General features: G+C 72.3%; 15 protein-coding genes. 4 read left to right on the top strand and 11 right to left on the bottom strand.

What is annotated here, in order from left to right; translation table 11 throughout:
- Positions 1–69: 69 nt before the first annotated feature.
- Genes VA596_RS23155 through VA596_RS23135 form a run of 5 tightly spaced genes read right to left on the bottom strand, consistent with a single transcriptional unit; the run spans position 70 to position 3401 of the window.
- Positions 70–771, bottom strand: a complete 702-nt coding sequence (locus VA596_RS23155; protein WP_323329938.1) for a DsbA family oxidoreductase — start codon at positions 769–771, stop codon at positions 70–72.
- Between the two features lie 3 nt (positions 772–774).
- Positions 775–1203: a cupin domain-containing protein gene (locus VA596_RS23150; protein WP_323329937.1), complete on the bottom strand. Its 429-nt coding sequence runs from the start codon at positions 1201–1203 to the stop codon at positions 775–777.
- A gap of 10 nt (positions 1204–1213) precedes the next feature.
- A complete protein-coding gene (locus VA596_RS23145; RefSeq protein WP_323329936.1) occupies positions 1214–1636 on the bottom strand; it encodes an RrF2 family transcriptional regulator in 423 nt (140 codons plus the stop codon).
- Positions 1637–1644: 8 nt separating this feature from the next.
- Entirely contained in the window at positions 1645–2295 is a 651-nt protein-coding gene (locus VA596_RS23140) for an alpha/beta hydrolase (RefSeq protein WP_323329935.1), read from the bottom strand.
- Positions 2292–3401: an LLM class flavin-dependent oxidoreductase gene (locus VA596_RS23135; protein WP_323329934.1), complete on the bottom strand. Its 1110-nt coding sequence runs from the start codon at positions 3399–3401 to the stop codon at positions 2292–2294. The genes VA596_RS23140 and VA596_RS23135 overlap by 4 nt, the downstream gene beginning before the upstream one ends.
- Before the next feature lie 163 nt (positions 3402–3564).
- Here VA596_RS23135 and VA596_RS23130 point away from each other — a divergent pair, with 163 nt between their 5' ends.
- Positions 3565–4707: an acyl-CoA dehydrogenase family protein gene (locus VA596_RS23130; RefSeq protein WP_323329933.1), complete on the top strand. Its 1143-nt coding sequence runs from the start codon at positions 3565–3567 to the stop codon at positions 4705–4707.
- Between the two features lie 128 nt (positions 4708–4835).
- Here the strand turns inward: VA596_RS23130 and VA596_RS23125 are convergent, their stop codons facing one another.
- Entirely contained in the window at positions 4836–5483 is a 648-nt protein-coding gene (locus VA596_RS23125; protein ID WP_323329932.1) for a phosphate signaling complex PhoU family protein, read from the bottom strand.
- A 29-nt stretch (positions 5484–5512) separates the two neighbouring features.
- Here VA596_RS23125 and VA596_RS23120 point away from each other — a divergent pair, with 29 nt between their 5' ends.
- Positions 5513–5992 (top strand): GNAT family N-acetyltransferase, encoded by a 480-nt coding sequence (locus VA596_RS23120; RefSeq protein WP_323329931.1) that lies wholly within the window; start codon positions 5513–5515, stop codon positions 5990–5992.
- Between the two features lie 114 nt (positions 5993–6106).
- Positions 6107–6601 (top strand): hypothetical protein, encoded by a 495-nt coding sequence (locus VA596_RS23115; RefSeq protein ID WP_323329930.1) that lies wholly within the window; start codon positions 6107–6109, stop codon positions 6599–6601.
- 18 nt (positions 6602–6619) lie between these two features.
- Here the strand turns inward: VA596_RS23115 and VA596_RS23110 are convergent, their stop codons facing one another.
- Positions 6620–7714, bottom strand: coding sequence for a glycoside hydrolase family 3 N-terminal domain-containing protein (locus tag VA596_RS23110; protein ID WP_323329929.1), 1095 nt, complete (start codon positions 7712–7714; stop codon positions 6620–6622).
- Positions 7715–7821: 107 nt separating this feature from the next.
- Here VA596_RS23110 and VA596_RS23105 point away from each other — a divergent pair, with 107 nt between their 5' ends.
- Entirely contained in the window at positions 7822–8712 is an 891-nt protein-coding gene (locus tag VA596_RS23105) for a phosphotransferase (protein ID WP_323329928.1), read from the top strand.
- Between the two features lie 373 nt (positions 8713–9085).
- Here VA596_RS23105 and VA596_RS23100 read toward each other — a convergent pair whose 3' ends face one another.
- From VA596_RS23100 to VA596_RS23085, 4 genes are read right to left on the bottom strand one after another with little or no spacing between them, the layout of a single operon-like run.
- Positions 9086–9526, bottom strand: a complete 441-nt coding sequence (locus VA596_RS23100; RefSeq protein WP_323329927.1) for a hypothetical protein — start codon at positions 9524–9526, stop codon at positions 9086–9088.
- A 17-nt stretch (positions 9527–9543) separates the two neighbouring features.
- Complete coding sequence (locus tag VA596_RS23095) at positions 9544–13137, bottom strand: discoidin domain-containing protein (protein ID WP_323329926.1); 3594 nt, start codon at positions 13135–13137, stop codon at positions 9544–9546.
- An 11-nt stretch (positions 13138–13148) separates the two neighbouring features.
- Positions 13149–14252, bottom strand: a complete 1104-nt coding sequence (locus VA596_RS23090) for a DUF5005 domain-containing protein (protein ID WP_323329925.1) — start codon at positions 14250–14252, stop codon at positions 13149–13151.
- A 17-nt stretch (positions 14253–14269) separates the two neighbouring features.
- Positions 14270–18031, bottom strand: coding sequence for a GH92 family glycosyl hydrolase (locus VA596_RS23085; RefSeq protein ID WP_323329924.1), 3762 nt, complete (start codon positions 18029–18031; stop codon positions 14270–14272).
- Between the last annotated feature and the right edge of the window lie 369 nt (positions 18032–18400).

Here is an 18400-nt window from a genome sequence, read left to right as displayed (position 1 = left end):
GTGTCTATTCTGCCCAGCGGCCCGGGAGAGTCAACGCTCCCCGGCGGGTTCCCACGAACCGGGAAGGATCTACTGTGGACAGTCGAGTGTGACGCCGGTGGCCGCGCGCACGGCGTCGGCGTACTCCCGCAGCGGACGCCAGCCGGGCACGACGAACCGGCCGCCGGGGCCGGTGAAGGTCAGCGTCGGCAGGGCGTAGCGGACGTGGTGCTCGAGGTGCTTCGCGCGGCCGCTGTGCGGCCCGGGCGCGGTGATGTCGAGGACCTCCGGGCACGGGTTCCGGGTTTCCCGCCAGTCTTCGCGGACGGCCTGGCGGACTTCGTCGCTCAGCATGGCCGTGTGCAACGCCGCGAGGTCGAGGCCGGGGACGTCCTCGACGGCGGCGAGCACCCGGCCGGTGTCGTCGGCCGGGGTGCCGTGCACGAACGTCGTCTCGCGCAGCCGGCTCAGGACGAGGTCGGCGACGGTTTCCCCTTGCGCCTCAGCGGCTTTCGCGGCCAGAGAAGCCGGCCAGCTCGTCCGCGCGACCCACTCGAGACGGGGTGGCTTCGGGGCGCCGGTGTGCTCGGTGACGCCGTCGATGAACTTCGCGTACCAGGCCGCCTCGGCGGCCGGGTCCGGTGCCGGGTCCTCGTCGTCGTCGAAGAGGATGCCGAACACCCGGCGCCATTCGGCACCGGGCAGTTTTCCGCGCAGCCAGCGGAACTTCGGCTCCGAACCCCACGCCCACGGGCAGGCGGGGTCGGTGTACTCGACGACTTCGAGCACCACGGGTCACTCCGCGGGGACGTCGACCGGGGACCAGAGACTCGGCAGGTTGACCACGATGCCTTCCTGGCTGCTGCGCGCGATGATCACGACGGCCTCTTCGCCGGTCGGGTTCTCCTCGCGGTGCGGCACGTACGGCGGCACGAAGATGTAGTCGCCGGGGCTGGTCTCCAGCCGGATTTCCTCGTCACCGTCGGCGAAGACGAACACCGGGTGGCCGGACTTGACGTAGATGGCGGTCTCGGCCTCGCCGTGGTGGTGGTCGCCGGAGTTGGTCTCCGGCGCGACGTGCGTTTCGCCCATCCAGACCTTCTGTGACCCGACGGTCTTGCCGGAGACCGCTTCCAGGCGGGTCATCCCGGTGGTCTGGTTGGTGTCGCCGGTGAGGTCCGCGCCGCGGATGTGGCGCAGCGGCTGGTGCCAGAGGTCGGTCATGGCTGTCCTTTCAGGTGGCTACGCGGTCGGCGGCCGCGTCGGTGAGCAGGTCGGCGATGGTCGTCGCGCGCAGGATGGCGGCTAGGCCGGACTCGAGCCCGGACCAGAACGGCGTGAGCCCGGCGGCCGTGCCGTGGTAGGCCAGGGCCGGGCGGGGCTCGCCGCGGACGCTCAGGAACTCGCCGTCGACCGCGGCGACGGCGTCCCGCACGGTGATCTCCGCCGCGTCCCTGGCCAGCCAGTAGCCGCCCTCGCAGCCGCGCTGGCTGCGGACCAGCCCGGCCTGGCGCAGGTCGCGCAGCACGGCCTTGATGAACCGCGCCGGGATGTCCTGGGTGGACGCGACGGCCTCGCAGGTGATCGGCCGCGTGGTGTCCGCGGCGAGCTCCAGCAGGACCCTGATCGCGTAGTCCGCCCTGGCCGAGATGCGCATGCCCGCCATCATCCCCGGACCAGCGCCGGGGTGCCCGTTCCGGCGCGGCGCCATTCCAGGAACTGGACGATCTCGGCCGCGACGCTGCGGTGGTCGACGTCGTTGAGCACGTCGTGCCGGCCGCCGCCGACGAGCACGAACCGGCTTTTCGGCAGCTTCGCCGCGTACGCCCGGGCGGCGTCCGGGCCGGCGACCTTGTCCGCCTCACCGTGCAGGACCAGGACGGGCACCTCGGGCTCGGCGAGCGGACCGGTGACGGGTGTGTGCAGCTCGCCGCGGGCGAACCGGTCGTCGGCGTCGAGCAGGGCGCGGTGGACCGGGCAGGCGGTCCGCGCGTCCAGCTCGTCGTCCCAGCCGGTGGAACCGCCGAGCGGGAGCCCGCTGGCGATCACCGCGTCGACCGGCAGGTGCGCGGCGAGGGCCAGGGCCCGGACGGCGCCCGTGTCGTGGCCGAGCAGCACCACGGGACCCGGGCCCGCCGAGACCTTCACCGGCAGATCGGCCTCCGGCACGGTGACGCGGTAGCCGTCGAACGCGAGCCGCGTGCCGAGCCGGGCGTAGAGGGCGGGGTGCTCGCCGCGGCCGGGCAGCAGCACGACCGTGCCGCGGACCGGGACGCCCTCGGCCGGTGCCCAGCGGATCGCTTCGGCCAGGGTCATACGGCGGCCGCCGCGGCCGGCTTCCGCCCGCGGCGGGCGAGCTCCGAACGGACCAGCGGCAGCAGGTGCCTGCCGTAGTCGATCGCGTCGTCGAGGGGGTCGTAGCCGCGGATGAGCAGCGTGGTGACGCCGATGTCGACGTAGTCCAGCAGGGCCTGCGCCACCGTCTCGGGGGTGCCCACGAGCGCGGTCGAGTTGCCCGCGGCACCGGTCGCGGTGGCCGTGGGTGTCCACAGTGCACGGTCGTGGCGGTCGGCCTTCGCGGCCGCGGCCAGCAGCCGGACGCTGCCGACGTTGGTCGGCTGGCCGCCGTCGCGCCACTCGCGGGCCGCCTTCGCCGCGCCGGACGCGGTGATGGTGTCGAGGATCCGCTGCGCGCGTTCCCAGGCGAGGTCCTCGGTGGGGCCGAGGATCGGGCGGAACGACACGCTGATCCCGGGGAGCGTGAGCCGTCCGGCGGCCTTGGCCGCGGCGCGGACGGCGGCGATCTGCTCGGCCGTTTCGGCCAGCGGTTCGCCCCAGAGCGCGAAGACGTCGGCGTGCTTGCCGCCGACCCGGTAGGCGGCCTCCGAGGAACCGCCGAAGTACACCGGGATCCGCGGGTTCTGCAGCGGCCGCACCTGCGGGGTGTAGTCGTCGAGCCGGTAGTGCTTGCCGTGGTGGGAAAACGCGTCGCCCGACGTCCAGGAGCGCTTGAGGATCTCCAGGTACTCGTCGGTGCGCTCGTAGCGCTCGTCCTTGCCGAGGTAGTCGCCGTCGCGGGCCTGCTCGACGTCGCTGCCGCCGGTGATGGTGTGCACGGCGACGCGGCCGCCGCTGAAGTGGTCGAGGGTGGCGAACGCGCGCGCCGCCAGCGTCGGCGCGACGAACCCCGGGCGGTGGGCGATGAGCAGGCCGAGGCGCTCGGTGTGGGCGGCCGCGTAGGCCGCCACCTGCTGGCCCTCCGGCCAGCCCGCGCCGTACCCGATCAGCACGCGGTCGAAGCCGCCGTCCTCGTGGGCGCGGGCGAACCGCCGGACGTAACCGGGGTCGATGACCGGGCCCCGGGCCGGCCGGGTCTCGCTCGCGTCCCGGGTGCCGATCATGCCGACGAACTCGACGGGCATCTGCTTTCCTTTCGCCGCAAGACAAACGCAGGCGCCAGGGAACGGCACGAGCACCCGCGCTGTCAATTGGGCACCTCCGGGTGTCCATTTGCTGGACGCCTCTGGTCCCCGCCGCGCCGGTCGGCTTATCGTCTCGCCGCAGCCGACCCCTCCGGAGGACCCCGTGACCACGAGCGTCGCCACCGTGCCCGCGCCCGTCCCGGCCGCGTTGCCGTCGATCGTCGCCGGGCTGGCCGCGCGCGCCGGCGAGCACGATCGTGCGGGGACGTTCCCGCACGAAGGCGTCGAATCGGTGCACGCGGCGGGTTTGCTGACGACGACCGTGCACCCGCGTTACGGCGGGCCGGGCGCGGGCGTGCTCGACACGGCCCGCCTGCTCGCCGAACTCGGCCGCGGCGACCCGTCGGTCGCGCTGGTCACGGCGATGACGCTGTTCGTCCACGCCGGCCAGGCGAGCACGCCGTCGTGGCCCGACGACGTCTACCGCGAGGTGCTGGCGGAGTCGGCCGAGCGGCCCGTGCTGATCAACGCGCTGCGCGTGGAGCCCGAACTCGGCTCACCGACCCGCGGTGGCCTGCCCGCGACGATCGCCCGCCGGACCGCGGACGGCTGGCGCCTGACCGGCCGCAAGATCTACTCGACCGGCTCGGTGGGCCTGCGCTGGATGGTCGTCTGGGCCCGCACCGACGAGCCCGACCCGCGCGTCGGCGGGTTCCTGGTCCGCGCGGACGCCCCGGGCATCACGATCGAGCCGACGTGGGACCACCTCGGCCTGCGGGCGAGCGCGAGCCACGATGTGATCTTCACCGACGTCCCGGTGCCTTCCGGTGCCACGGCCGGACTGTCCACACCGGACACCCAGCGACCGCCGGTGCTGACGTTTCCCTTGGCGCTCCCGGCGTTGTACCTCGGCGTCGCGCGCAACGCCCTCGACTGGCTGACCGGGTTCCTGCGCGAACGCGTCCCCAGCGGGCTGGGCAAGCCGCTGTCGACGCTGCCGCGGTTCCAGACCGGCGCGGGGGAGATCGCCGCGCGGATCACCGGCGCCCAGGAGATCCTCTTCGGCCTCGCCGCCCGGGTGGACGACGGCGACGCGGACGCGATCGCCCACGCGGGGGTGGCCAAGGTGCTGGCCACGCGGCTGCTCATCGAGGCGGTCGAGCAGGCCGTGGCGCTGGCGGGCAATCCCGGCCTGACGCACGGCAACCCGCTGCAGCGGCACTACCGCGACGTGCTGTGCAGCCGCGTGCACACCCCGCAGGACGACGCGGTGCTGACCGGGCTGGGCCGCTCGATCCTGGGCTGAGCGGCGCGGGTGGAGCGGAAAGCCCGGCGACGCGGGTGTTCGGCGCGGCCGTCACCGCGTGGCCTCTCGGCCGGAGCGCCTGCCGCCGGCCCAGGAGCGGCGGTGGTTCCTCGCCCCGCGCCCCACTCCTAGGTGGTGGACGTCCGGCCGGTTTCGGCGAATTCGAGCCGTTTGGCCACCGAGACGGCCTGGTCGGCGAACCGCTCGTGGAAGCGGGCGAGCAGGGCGAGGTTGCTGGCCGCCTGGACGCCGTGCGCCCAGTCGTCCTTCGTGATCGCGGCCAGCGCGCGGGCGTGCAGGGCGTCGACGGCGTGGTCGGTCTCGTCGAGCTCGGCGTGGCCGCCCTCGGCGTCACCGAGGATCAGCTCGCCCACCCGGTCGGCCATGCCCGCCCCGATCTCACCCAGTTCGGTGAACACCCCTTCGAGCTCGGCGGGCACGGCGTGGTCGGGGTGGGTGAAGCGGGCGGCGTCGGCGACGTGCGCGGCGAGGTCGCCCATGCGCTCGATCTTCTCCGCGCAGTAGACCGCGGCGAGGATGGTGCGCAGGTCCCCGGCGACGGGCGCCTGCAGCGCGAGCAGCGACTGGGCCTGCTCCTCACAGGCCTCGCGGGCCCGGTCGAGCTGGTCGTCGCCGGTCAGGACCTCCTCGGCCAGCTGCAGGTCGGCGGTCAGCAGCGCCCGGTTCGCCCGCCTCATGGCCTCGGCGGCCAGACCGCACATCGCGCCCAGCTGTTCGCCGAGCCGGGCCAGATCTCCGTGAAAGCTTTCGCGCATCGGCGCAGAATAGCGGCAGGAGGCCGGGGATGCCGAAACTGGTTGCGCCCACCGAGCGGCTGCGTGACGCCTGGCTCGAGGCGCACGCGGAGTGGGGGCCGGGCGTCCACGAGGACGGCTTCGGGCTGCGGCCCGAGGACGACGTCGGCTCGCCGGCCGGCTTCGCGGCCTGGGTCGCGCGCCTGGCCGGCGACGGCGGGACGCGGTACCGGTGGATCGTCGAGGACGACGTGGTGCTCGGCGGAATCGCGCTCCGGCACGGGTCCGGCGAGCTCGTGCGGCTGGCCGGCCACATCGGCTACGGCCTGAGGCCGGCCGCGCGCGGCCGCGGGCTCGGCACGTGGGCGCTGGGCCGGATGCTCGACGAGGCGCGGTCGCTCGGCCTGGACCGGGTGGTGCTGGTCTGCGCGCCCGGCAACACCGCGTCGAGGAAGACGATCGAGCACCACGGCGGAGTCCTCACCGAGCGGGGCACCGTGCTGCGGTACCGGATCGACCTCGGCGCGTGAAGACCGTTGCCGGGCCCTGCCGCTGATCGGCATCGGCGCTGGTCGGCCGGCTGCGGTCGCCCCGGACGTGCTCGCGGAGCCCGTCACCCCCGGATGTCTGTGAGGATGGCGGGTATGACGGAGACACCTGCCGGGCCGGAGCCGGATCTGCGGCTCCAGCTGGAGGTCCTGCGCGACGTCGTCCAGGCCGAGCTGGCCGCCGCGGGGTTGCCCGTGTTGCCCGGGGAAGAGCCGATCGGTGCCGCCGGCGCGGTCGTGAAGGTCGACGTGCCGGATCTGCGGGGTGTCGTGGTCGGCTGGTGCGAGCACGTGGTCCTGCTCGACGCGCTGGAGGAGGCCTGGTCCGAAGACCCGCACCAGGAGGGTGCGGAGTGTGCGGCGTTCGGGCAGCTGACGTCCGCGATCGGCGAGGCGATGGCCGCGGCGATGCGGAAGATCCTGACGGCGGCGGGGCTTGAGGTGGCCGACGCCGCGACCGACTACGCGCCCGACCAGCTCCTGGTGACCCGGATGGTGTCCCAGTCGGTGTGGCAGGCGCGGCGCGACGCCCAGTTCGCCCGGCGCGAAGCGTCGATGCAGGCGGCCTGGCGCGCCCGGAGCGCGGAATAACGCCCTGTACGTCGGTGGTCAGTGCAGCTGGCTCCGCAGGTCGGAGACCCGGTCGACCGCGGCGGTGAAGTCCGCGGCGGACAGGGTGCCGTTGCCCAGTGCGGTGGCGAGGGCGTCGGCGGCGTTGTCGCCTTGGGTGACGTCGCGGGCCGAGGCCAGGACGAGGTCCGATCCCGCGCCGGCCGCCAGCACCGCGCGGTTGCCGGTGCTCCCGTAGGAGGCCAGCGCGCGGGCCTCGAGCGCGTCGGTGATGGTGATGCCGCCGAAACCGTTGCGCTGCCGCAGTTCCTGCTGGATGACGGTGGGGGAGAGCCCGGCCGGGCGAGCGGCGTCGAGCGCCGGGTAGACGGCCCAGGACAGCATCACGAGGTTCACCCGCGCCCGGATCGCCGACGAGTACGGTCCTTCGTCCGTCGCGCGCAGCTCGGCCAGGGGCACGTTCAGCGTCACCGGCGCCGTGTCGGTGTTCGCGCCCGCCGGGGCCGAGCCCAGGCCGGGGAAGTGCTTGGCGGTCGCCGCGACGCCGGTGGCCTGCTGCGCGGTGACGTCCGCGGCGCCCAGGCGGCCGGCGACGGCCGGGTCGTTGCTGTAGGACCGGCCGTACTGGTCGATGAAGTCGCCCGGCTGGCGGTAGACGTCGAGCACCGGCGCCAGGTTGACGTTCATCCCGGCCGCGGCGAGCGTGTAGCCCGCGCCGCGGCCGGCGGTGGTCGCGGCGGCCACCGGATCGGCCGCCTGCCCGACCTGCTTCTCCGACAGGGCGGGCTCACCCGGCAGCCGGCGCACCTGGCCGCCCTCCTGGTCGGTCATCAGGAGCAGCGGGTAGGGCACCGGGCTCTGCGCCGACGCGGCGCGCAGCTGCTGCACGACCCCGGCGATCTGCTGGCTGCTCTGGATGTTCTCGCCGAAGAAGATGACGCCGGCCGCTTCACCGGCGCGGATGCGCTGCAGGAGCGCGGCCGGTGGGGTGAGGCCGGGGTAGGAGTAGATCACCCGCTGCCCGGCGAGCTGCCGGGGCGTCAGGCCGGCCTCGGGGGCGGCGGCCGCGGACCCCGCCAGCGCCGTCACGGCGACCAGGGCCAGCAAAGTACTCCTGCGCGTCACACGGGTCATGGGGTGAAGCTCCCTCCAGAGGCCCTCACGGTAACTCTTTCGAGTGACGGAGGGAAAGTTTCCGACGATTCCGGGAGTGGGAGCCGCCCTCGGTACTGTGTCTCGGCATGACCGGCACCGAGCTCGAGATCACCGCGGATCTGGTCCGCGACCTGCTGCGGGACCAGCACCCGGACCTCGCGGGGCTGGCCATCCGCGAGGTGGCGGGCGGCTGGGGCAACCAGATGTGGCGGCTCGGCGACGAGCTGTCCGTGCGGATGCAGCGCATGGACCCCACTCCGGTGCTCCAGCTCAAGGAGCGGCGATGGCTGCCGGTGCTGGCCCCGCTCCTGCCGCTCCCGGTGCCGACCCCGGTGCGGTCCGGCGCGCCGTCCGAGCGGTTCCCCAAGCTGTGGACCGTGATGACGTGGGTGCCCGGCGAGCCGCTCGACCACGGCTCGATCAGCCGCGGCACCCACGCGGCCGACACCCTGGCGGACTTCCTCCGGGCGCTCCACGTGCCGGCGCCCGCCGACGCGCCGGCCGCCACGGACCGCGGCGCCCATCCCCGGGACTGCACGGGCGGCTTCGAGAACTTCCTCCAGGCCGTCGCCCCCGGCGACGCCGCCGACGTCCAGGCCGTCTGGGACGACGCCGTCGCGGCCCCGGCATGGGAGGGCCCGCCGGTGTGGGTGCACGGCGACCTCCACCCCGCGAACGTCGTCGTCTCGGACGGAACGCTCTCGGGCATCGTCGACTTCGGCGACCTGTTCGCCGGCGATCCGGCGTGGGACCTCGCCGCCGCCTGGGTGCTGCTCCCCGAAGGCATGGCCGCGCGGTTCTTCGCGAGGTACGCGCGTGCGGAGGAGGCGACGATCCGGCGCGCCCGCGGGCTGGCCGCGTTGAAGAGCTTGTTCTTGATGCTGATGGGGCAGAACGGGGATCGGGGTTTTCCTGGTGGTAAGCCGCATTGGGGACCTGTGGGCCGGGTGGTTCTTGATCGTGTCTTGCGGGGCTGATCGGCTTGGCCGTGTTGAAGGGCTTGTTCCTGATGTTCATGGGGGAGAACGGGGATCGGGGTCTTCGCGGTGCCGCTTTGGGGACTCGTGGGCCGGGTGGCTCTTGATCGTGTCTTGCGGGGCTGATCGGCTTGGCCGTGTTGAAGGGCTTGTTCTTGATGCTGATGGGGGAGAACGGGGATCGGGGTCTTCGCGGTGCCGCTTTGGGGACTCGTGGGCCGGGTGGCTCTTGATCGTGTCTTGCGGGGCTGATCGGCTTGGCCGTGTTGAAGGGCTTGTTCCTGGTGCTGATGGGGCGGAACGGGGACCGGGGTTTTCCGGTGGCAAGCCGCACTGAAGACCCGCGGCACTTGATCGTGTCCTGCGGGGTTGATCAGCTCTTCGCCAGCTCGAATCCGAGCTGCCGGCCGCCGTTGCCGGACTGCTCCAGCAGGGTGAACCGGTAGGGCCCGACGACCGCCGCGTTGCCCTGGGTCAGCCGGGTCTGCTTGCCGTCGAAGCCGACGGCCAGCGCCGGTGTGTCCCGGTCGCCCCGCAGCTGCAGCAGCGGCCCGCCGGCGCAGGCGACGAACAGCCCGCCCTGGGTGTGGGTGATCTGCGGCTGGTCGCCGGTGGTGGTGGCCGCGCCGGTGCCCAGGTTGAGCGTGAAGCCGCACTTGCCCGGCATGCTCGGGGTGCTCGTGGTGGCCGGTGCCGCCGACGTGACCGCGGTCGTGGTCGCCACAGGTGGTGGTGACGGCGCCGGGGTTTCGCCCCCGCAGCCGCTCACCAGCACCGAAACCGACAACGCGAACACCACCGGGTTTCTGCGCACACGGCACCGTACCGCGGTCAGCTGGTGCGGCGCGGCACGTTCAGCCCCTCCACCACGAATCGCGGGCGGCCCGACGGGAGGGCGTGGGACGGCCACGAAACCGTCACCGTGGCCGTCTCGCCGGGGAGCAGCCAGAGGTAGTTCTCGCTGCAGCGCAACGGAAGTATCCGCTCGTCGGTGCGGGCGTCTCGGGCCGAGACGCGGGAGCCCGCGGTGACGACGCGGCCGGTGTTGCGCAGCGTCACCACGGCTTCGCTGCGGTCGCCGTCGCGCCGGATCGGGCCGACCCGCAGGGAGACGTCGGCCGGAGTGCGAGTCAGCTCGCGGGCGTCCGCGGGGGTGCGGTAGCGCCAGTAGACGTTGCGGGACAGCTCGGCGCCGTCCCGCCCGACCAAGCGCAGGCGCAGCAGGTGCAGGGCGGGCAGCGCGTCGGTGAACGGCACGGCGAAAGCCGCCTTGACCGACGACGCGGGTACCGACACCGGCGCGGAAACCGGCGTACCGAGGGAGCGTCCGCGCAGGTCGAGCAGCTCGGCGTGCACCGTGGCGCCGTCGAGGTTCCGCGCGGTCTGGTTGACCGCGTGCACCTGCCAGTCCGACAGCCGCGCCTGCACGTGCAGCGGCTCACAGCCCTTGCGCGCGCCGTGGAAGCTGCCGTTCGTGTCGAGGTCGTAGTCGTAGGTCTGCCAGACCGTGCTGTGGTGCGCCGGGTGCGACATCCACAGCAGCACCCCCGACGCGTCGTCCCACAACGCCGCGTTGTAGGCCTCGAAGATCGCCCGCATGCTCTCGTAGTTGACGAGCTGGGCCTTCGCGCAGAAGTCGTCGAGCGAGGTCCCCGGCCCGAAGCGGTCCTCGATCGCGCCGCGGTAGGTGTCCGGGTTCTGGCCGCCGCGGGTGCACCAGTCGTGGTGGAACCAGACGTCGCCGATCGGCCACGACGGCTGGTCGGCGGCGAGGCGCCGCATGCTCTCCGCGACCGGCACGGTCGGCAGGCCGATCTCGCTGTGGAAGCCGTAGCTGCCGATGGAATACGTGTCACCGTCGAAGTAACGCGCGGGGTCGATCCACGAGTACGGCCCGTGCCCGGTGACGACGCCACCCGCCGAGTTGCCCTGGTACCACAGCTCCGGTTGCTGCACCGCGAGCATCTTCCGCAGCCCGGCGTCCATCGCGGCGGGCGGGTCGCTCTCGTTCGTGGCGCACCAGACCACAATGGACGGATGGTGCCGGTACCGCACGACGGTGTCGGTCGCGATGATGAGGAAGACGTCGTTGTCCGGCGGGAAGATCGCGTCCCCGGCCCAGAAGTCGTTCCACACCAGGATGCCGTTCTCGTCACACGCGGCGAAGAACTCCTCGCGGTTGCTGGACCCGACCCAGTTGCGGATCATCGTGAAGTTCATGTCGCGGTGCAGCGCGACGGCGTCGGCCATCCGGTGGGGCAGCACCCGGCGCAGCAGCTCGTCGAAACCCCAGTTGCCGCCCTTGGCCAGCACCCGCACGCCGTTGACGCTGATCTGGAGCGGCGTGCCGGAATTGCTGACCTTCTTGACGTCGGTCCAGGTCGCGCCGTCGTCGGAGACCTGCACGGTGAACGTCAGCGCGTACGCGGTCTCCCAGGTGAGCACCACGTGGTCGAACGCAGCCGCCGCGCCCAGGTCCACCTGGATCCACTGGTTGTCGGAGTAACCCGACGACCAGCGCGTGTCGTCGCGGCCGTCCACGGCGTTGCCGGCCTGGTCGTTCGCGTTGTCCTCAGAGGACGCCGTCGCGGTCTTGCCCTGGGCCAGGTCCGGCCCGGAACCATCCACAACGGACAGTGTCCACAGGGAAATCCCGTAGCCGGTAGCGCGCTTCCCGCCCTGGATCCGCAGGTACCGCGCGGTCGTCCGGTCGAACTCCACCGTCTGGGGCGCGGAGTGGTTCGTGGCCGGGTCGATCACGATCGGCTGGGTCGCGGTGTAGCCGAACTGCCGCAGTCCCACTTGGACGGTCCGGCGGTCGCTGACCTGGTTGCCGACGCTCACCGTGGTGGTCAGCGGGTGCAGTTTCGGGTCGCCGTACCCGTTGGGCCACCACAGTTCCGGCCGCCGCAGCCGCAACGCCGGATCGGTGGCCGGGCCGAACGTGACGTCGAGAGACGCGCCCGCCGCGAGGTTCACCCGACGGCTCACCCGGGCGCCCGCCAGCTCGGCGCCGACCGTCACGGTCCGGGCCACCGAGGAGGCGTTGCGCACGGGCACGACCAGCGTCACCTCGGCGACCGAGGTGTCCGGCAGGTTCGGCAGCCGGGTGTCGACGCGCGGTTCGCCGAGCACGGCGTCGCCGGTCGAACGCAGCCGGACGTGGTTCCAGATGCCCGCGCCGCGGTCGCGGACGCCGGGCATCCAGTCCCAGCCGCTGATCGAGATGTAGCCCGGCAGGTCCTGCTGCTCGGCGTTGGAGTTCAACGTCGAGACGCCGTCGGGGCCCTTGTCGCCGGGGTTGCCCGGGTGCGGCATCGGGTCGATCCGCACGGCCAGCGCGTGCGCGTCCTTCCCGCGCAACGCGCTCGTGACGTCGAAGGCGGCCCGCGCGACCGGGTGGGTGAGGGAGCCGACGGTGGTCCCGTCGACCCAGACCTCGGCGTGGTGGTCGATCCCGTCGAACTCCAGCCAGACGCGGCGGCCGGCGTCGAACCCGTGCGGCAGCGCGAACTCGCGGCGGTACCACCAGCTGTGCCGCGAAAGCGCTTCCGGGGCGCGCATGTTGCCGAACCCGGACGTCGGCTCCGGCAACTTGCCCTGCTCCACCAGCGACGTGTGCACGGTGCCGGGCACGGTCGCCGGCAGCCAAGTCGACGTGTCGACACCGGCGCGGGCGAGCGCGGCGCCGTCGGCGGAGGGCAGCCGCGAGTCCATGGTCAGCGTCCAGCCCGTTTCCAAAGCTACGGTCCCATCCGCAGCCGTAGCCAGTGCGGGCGGGCGGCCGGTGTGCCGTCCCCAGTCGGTCCAGCCGGTGGCGTCCGGCCGCGGGCGGTCGGACCGGCCGTACACCTCGAAGGCGTTGACACCCAACGGGTTCGCGTTCGCCTGCTGCTTCGCGGTGAGCCGCACCCAGCGGGCCGTGACGGGTTTCTGCAGGGCGATCTCGACGCGGCCGCCGGGGGAGTCCGTGGCGGTGTGGACCGTCTGCCAGGTGCGGCCGTCCGCCGAGACGTCGAGGGTGAACGCGACCGCGGAGCTGGACAGCACCTCCCAGCCGGTGGTGTTCAGGAACGGGTTGATCCCGGACGCCGGGGTGAACACCGGGTCCGCGGCGGTCGCCTCGAACACCAGCACCACCGACTCGATCCGGCACGCGGCCTGCAGGTCCACGGCGATCCACTGGGGATCACCCGCCCCCGCGCGCCAGCCCGAGCCCTTCACGCCGGTTTCGGCCAGGCCGTCGACGGCGAACCAGGCCGGCGTCGGCGCGTACGCCGTGGAGGACACCGTCACCGGCCGGTAGCGGGCCAGATCGGTCGCCGGCTGGGCCTCGGCCGCGGCGGGGAGCGCGGCCGGCACCCCGAGTGCGGCGAGCAGGACGGCGTTGGACTGCAGGAACGTACGACGGGACAGACCGCTCACGGTCGGGGCTCCTATCGGGAGAGCTTGAGATCGACGAACCGCGGGCGGTTGTTGTCGATGTTCGCGTACAGGTCGGCCAGCTTCTCGCTGTTGGTGTTGTAGGAGATGACGAGCTCCCCGGGCTTGCTGATCTCGGGGTGCGCCGCGACGTTGTAGGTGTAGCGCCCGTTTCCGGCTTCCGGCGCGGTGTAGATCGTCTCGCCGCCGGTGAACGGCCCGACGGGGCTGCTCGCGTGGTAGGCGTGGATGGTGCTCTCCAGGCCTGAGCCGAACGTCGTGAGCAGGTACTCGCCGCCCACCGGCGTGACGCCGAAGGAGCTGCCGACGTTGCCGAGCAGCCGCGCCGACGCCGCCGGGTCGGCCGTCCAGCCGTTCGCCGTGCGGAACTGCCACGGCCCGTCGAGCCGGCCGATCGGGGCGCGCGCGACGTGCAGGTACTTCGTGAAGCCTTCGCCCTCGACGCCGTAGATGTAGGTCCACGCGCCGTCGCGCGTCAGCTCGGTGCCCCACTGGACATTGCCGACCGAGGCGACGTCGGTGAGCTTCTCCAGCCGGAACGTGTACGGGTCGAGCGTCGCGAGTTTCGTCTTGGTCCAGGCGAAGTTGAACGGCGGCGGGTCGTCGGTCGGCGCCTGCTCGAACTCGATGACCCGCAGCTTCCCGCCGTCGACGATGCCGTCGCCGTTCCAGTACCAGTAGTCGTTCGGCTCGCCCGGGCTGTTCGGCGTCGGGCCGACGAGTGACTTCGGGTGTCCCGGCGGGCCGGGCGCGATCGTGGTGAGGATGTGCTTCGCGTCCGGTGTGGACAGTACGGCCGAGTTGTGCGTGAACGGCGACGACTCCGGCAGGCTGTCGTCGGCGCGCACGGGCCCGAAGAACGTGTCGTTGTACAGCCAGACGTCCAAACCGGACGGCAGCCGCGTCGAGTAGGTGCCGTCGGCCGCGGCCCAGCCGACGCCGGGGCGGCGGCCGAAGTCCTGCCACCGCTGGGTGAGCGCTGTATCGGCGGTGGCGCCGAGAATCCTCAGGGGACGGTTTGTCGCGGCGGCGGGCCCGGCGAGGGCCAGGGACGCGGTGACGGCGGCGGAGAAGGCCAGAGTGCGGCGGAACTTCATGGTCGCTCCTTAAGTGGTCAGCGGTGACCGAGCAGTTCGACTTCGGCGACGGACGTCTTGGCCGCGCCGGGCGCGGCGGCGAGGTCGAGCTTGAAGTACTTGTAGGTTCCGGTCTGGGTGGGCGTGAAGACCCGGGTTTCTTGGCGCCATTGGAAGGTCTGGGCCTGCCGCCGGTCGAGCGTGGTCCAGTGGGTGCCGTCGGCCGAACCGGACAGCGTCCACGCCGCCGGGTTGTTCCCGGCCGCCGTTCCCGCAGTCACCGTGTACTGCTCGACCCGGTGCGCGGCGGGCAGGGTGAAGGTGACGCTGCCGGTGGCGGGCAGATCGGCGACGGTGGCGGACGTGTTGTCCACCAGGTCGTCCACTGTGGACGTACCTGGCCCGGTGAAGTCCTGTTGCGGGTCGCCGGTGGAGGACGGCGGCGCATCCTGCGGCCCGGTGCCCCAGGCCGACGGCCGCGGCCCCATCACGAAGTCGATCCGGCCGCCGCGCGCGAGGTCGTCGTGGCTCAGCCAGGTGTGGCTGGTCGGGCGCCCGTTGACGCTCATCGCCTGGACGTAGACGTTGCGCGCGGAGTTGCCGTGGGCGTCGATCACCAGCGTGCGGCCGTTCTCCAGGTGGAGCGTCGCGCGGTCGTAGAGCGGCGAGCCGACCGCGAACGTCGGCGATCCGCTCTGCAGCGGGTAAAAGCCGAGGGCGTTCATCACGTAGAAGGCCGACATCGAGCCGTTGTCCTCGTCGCCGGGGTAACCCTGGCCGATGGCGCTGCCGGTGAACGAGCGCGCGAGCGCCGCCCGGGTGAGTGCCGCGGTCTTCGACGGCTGCCCGATGTAGTCGTACATGTAGGGCACGTGCATCGCGGGCTGGTCGTTGAACGCCCACTGGCCGAACTGGTCGTCGCGGCCCTCGAACATCTCGTGGTACGGCCCGCCCCAGCCACCGCCGTACTGCGCGGTTTCCGGCGTCGCGAAGAACTGGTCGAGCTTGGTCGCGAGCCCCGCGCGGCCGCCGTAGAGCGCGGCGAGGCCGGCGCCGTCCTGCGGCACGGAGAACGCGTACGTCCAGCCGTTGCCTTCGGTGTAGTCGCCCGCGTTCCAGTCCAGCGGGTTGTACGTCCCGGCCGCGTGCGCCCAGTCGCCGGTGGCGGTCTTCGGCTGGAAGAACCCGGTCTGCGGCTCGAACAGCTTCTCGTAGTTGCCGGAACGGTCGGCGAAGTAGTGGTAGTTGGTCAGGTATTCGTCGCGCTTCGGGTCGCTCGGCTTACTGGTCTGGTAAAGCTTCTGCGACATCTGCGCGATGCCGTAGTCGGCGATCCAGTCCTCTAAGGACGCTGACGCGCTCGACCCCGTGTCGGACGGCGTGTAACCGAGGAACGTCGTGTGCGGCACGTCGGGGCGTCCGGTCAGCCCGGACGAGGGCACCATCGCGTCCTTCACCGCGGCCTCGTAGGCCGAGGCGACGTCGAAGTTCGTGACGCCGCGCAGGTAGGCGTCGGCGATCGCGACGTCCGAACTGGTGCCGCTGAAACCGAGGTAACCCGGCGCGGTCCACTGGCCGAGCCAGCCGCCGTCGCGGTACTGCTGGACGAAGCCGTCGATCATCTTGCCGGTCTGGCTCGGGTAGAGCAGCGAATTGAGTGACCACGCGCTGCGGTAGGTGTCCCAGAAGCCCTCGTTGGCGTACGGCTGGCCGGCCTTGATCGTGGAACCGGTGGTCGTCGGCGTGTTCGGCCCGGCGCTGGGGGAGTAGGGACTGGCGTAGCGGTAGTCCGGCTTGGCGGCGCTGCCGGTGTTCTCGGCCAGCTCGTTCGGGTAGAGATTGAGCCGGTAGAGGCTTGAGTACAGCGACGTGAGCTGGTCCTGCGTGGCGCCGTCCACGGTGATCACACCGAGCTGCCGGTCCCACGTCCGCTGCGCGTCGGCGCGGACCTGGTCGAAGCCGCGGTGGCCGACCTCCAGCTCCAGGTTGTGTTTCGCCTGGTCGACGCTCAGGAACGACGTCGCCACGCGCATGGTCAGCGTCCGGTCGTGGCCGAGGGAGAAGCCCGCGAACGCGCCGGTGCCGCTGCCGCCGGTGAGGGGGCCGGACGCCGTCATCGGGCGGTCGAAGGTGGCGTAGACGAACATCCGCGGTGCGCCCCAGAAGCCGCTGACGTCGGAGTAGCCGGTGACGATCCCTGTATTGGGATCGACGGTGACGGCCGCGCGGTTGTCGACGTTGTCGAAGATCAGGCTGTCGCCGCCCGCGGGGAACGTGAACCGGAGGACGGCGGCGTGGTCGGTGGGTGTCATTTCGGTGCTCAGGCCGTTGTCGAAGGTGACGCCGTAGCGGTCCGGCCGCGCGGATTCCTTGTCGTGACTGAAGGTCAGGGCGCGCTGGGCCCGGTCCGCGGTGGCGGGATTGTCCGAAGTGGACGGCATGACCTGGAACGTCTGGTGGTCGCCGACCCACGGGCTCGGCTCGTGGCTGACCGAGAACGCCTGGATCGCGGGGCGCCCGGCGGGGGTGTTGTCGCGCAGGTACTGGTAGATCGTGCCGGTGGAGGAGGCGTCGGTGACCGGCGACCAGAAGTTGAAGCCGTGCGGCAGCGCGGTGGCGGGGATGGTGGCGCCGCGCGAGTAGTCGCCGGAGGAGTTGGTGCCGCGGGTGGTCACGGCGCAGTCGGTCAGGTGCCGGTCGGCGCACGAGCCGGCGGGAGCGTCGGCGATCGCGACGTCGTCGACCCAGCCGGCGAAGTGCGCGGGCACGCCCGGTCCGGCCCAGGTCAAGAGCACGCGGTCGACGGTCTTGCCGGCCGCGACCGCGCCGAGGTCGGCGGTGACCTGGTTCCACTGTCCGGTGTGGAGCGTCTTCGCCGTGCCCTGTTCGCCGGCGGTGAGGCGGACGCCGTTCTGGTCGGTGACGGGCAGCCCGCTCAGCCGCGACCCGTCGGTGAACGCGAGGTCGAGAGCGACGTAGGTGCTCGGATAGGCGGTGTCGTTGCCGGTGAACTCGGGGAAGACCACATAGGACAGTTGCGTGTTCCGGCGGACGGGCACGTCGACGTCGTAGAGCTTGTCGGTCGCGGTGCCGCGGGCGCCGGGCTGCCAGCCCTCGTAGTGCAGCGAGTGGGTGCCGGTGAAACCGAGGTGGGGCTTGACGGTCGGCCCGGCGGCGGGGCCGTCACCCACCTCGGCCGTCATGCCCGGCGCGGTTTTCGTTCCGAGTGCGATCTCGGCGAGCTGGAGGGTGCCGTCGCCGTGGTTGGCGGTGATGTCGAGGCGGTAATGCAGGTACGCGCCGGGGTGGGTGACGGCGAAGACACGGGTCTGGCCGCGCTGGGTGAAGTCCTGGTCGCGCCGGTCGTCGACGGTCTGCCAGCGCGTCCCGTCGGTGGAGCCCTGCAGGGTCCAGGCGCGCGGGTCACGGGCGGGGCTGTCGCCGGCCGCGGTGAGGGTGTAGGTGGTGATGGTGCCCGTCAGGTCCGCGGTGAGGGTGCCGTGGTTCGCGGGGACCTGCCAGGTGGTGGCGGGGTTGTGGTCGACGGCCTTGGCGGGGTCGTGGTCGGCGCTCCCGGTCCCCGTGACGTTGGTGGGGGTGACGGCCCCCGGCAGCGCGTCACCCGGGACCACCCCGGTCGCGGTCTCGGCCGTGTTCTGCCAGGTGGGCGCCGGGTCGTTGGCCTCGAAGGAGGTCCGAAAAGACGACGGCGCCGCTCCGGCGGGCATCGCGGCCGTCATCGCGGCGCCCATCGCGAGAACGGCGGCGAACGGAACCAGACGGCGACGAAAGACGGCCACGGAGGGCTCCCTCGAGATCGGGCCGACGTGCAGATTGACAACGTTGGCAACGCGGCCCAGTCTCGGACGGCATTGTCAGCGTTGTCAATGGCCAGAACTGGACAGAACCAAGGTCCGGTGCGGCTTTTGCCGCCCGGCTGAGCGCCTGGGTGACCAGTTATGACGCGGTTCGGTGCGGGAGGCGCCCCCGCCGGCACCGCACCGCCGCGGTCGTGGGCCGTCGGCAGCTCGGGGTGCGGCGCCGCGTGGCTCTGGGGGTTCGCGGGATGAGTGTGGTGGGGGGCGGATTCCGAGCCGCGGCTCAGCGCCTTGGTGACAAGTTGCGGCGCGGGTTCACGGGCCGGAGGCGCCCCGCAGCGATCATGGGCG

This window comes from Amycolatopsis heterodermiae, from assembly GCF_034929455.1.
Lineage (GTDB): Bacteria > Actinomycetota > Actinomycetes > Mycobacteriales > Pseudonocardiaceae > Amycolatopsis > Amycolatopsis heterodermiae.
This window is presented reverse-complemented; position numbering and strand designations above follow the sequence as displayed.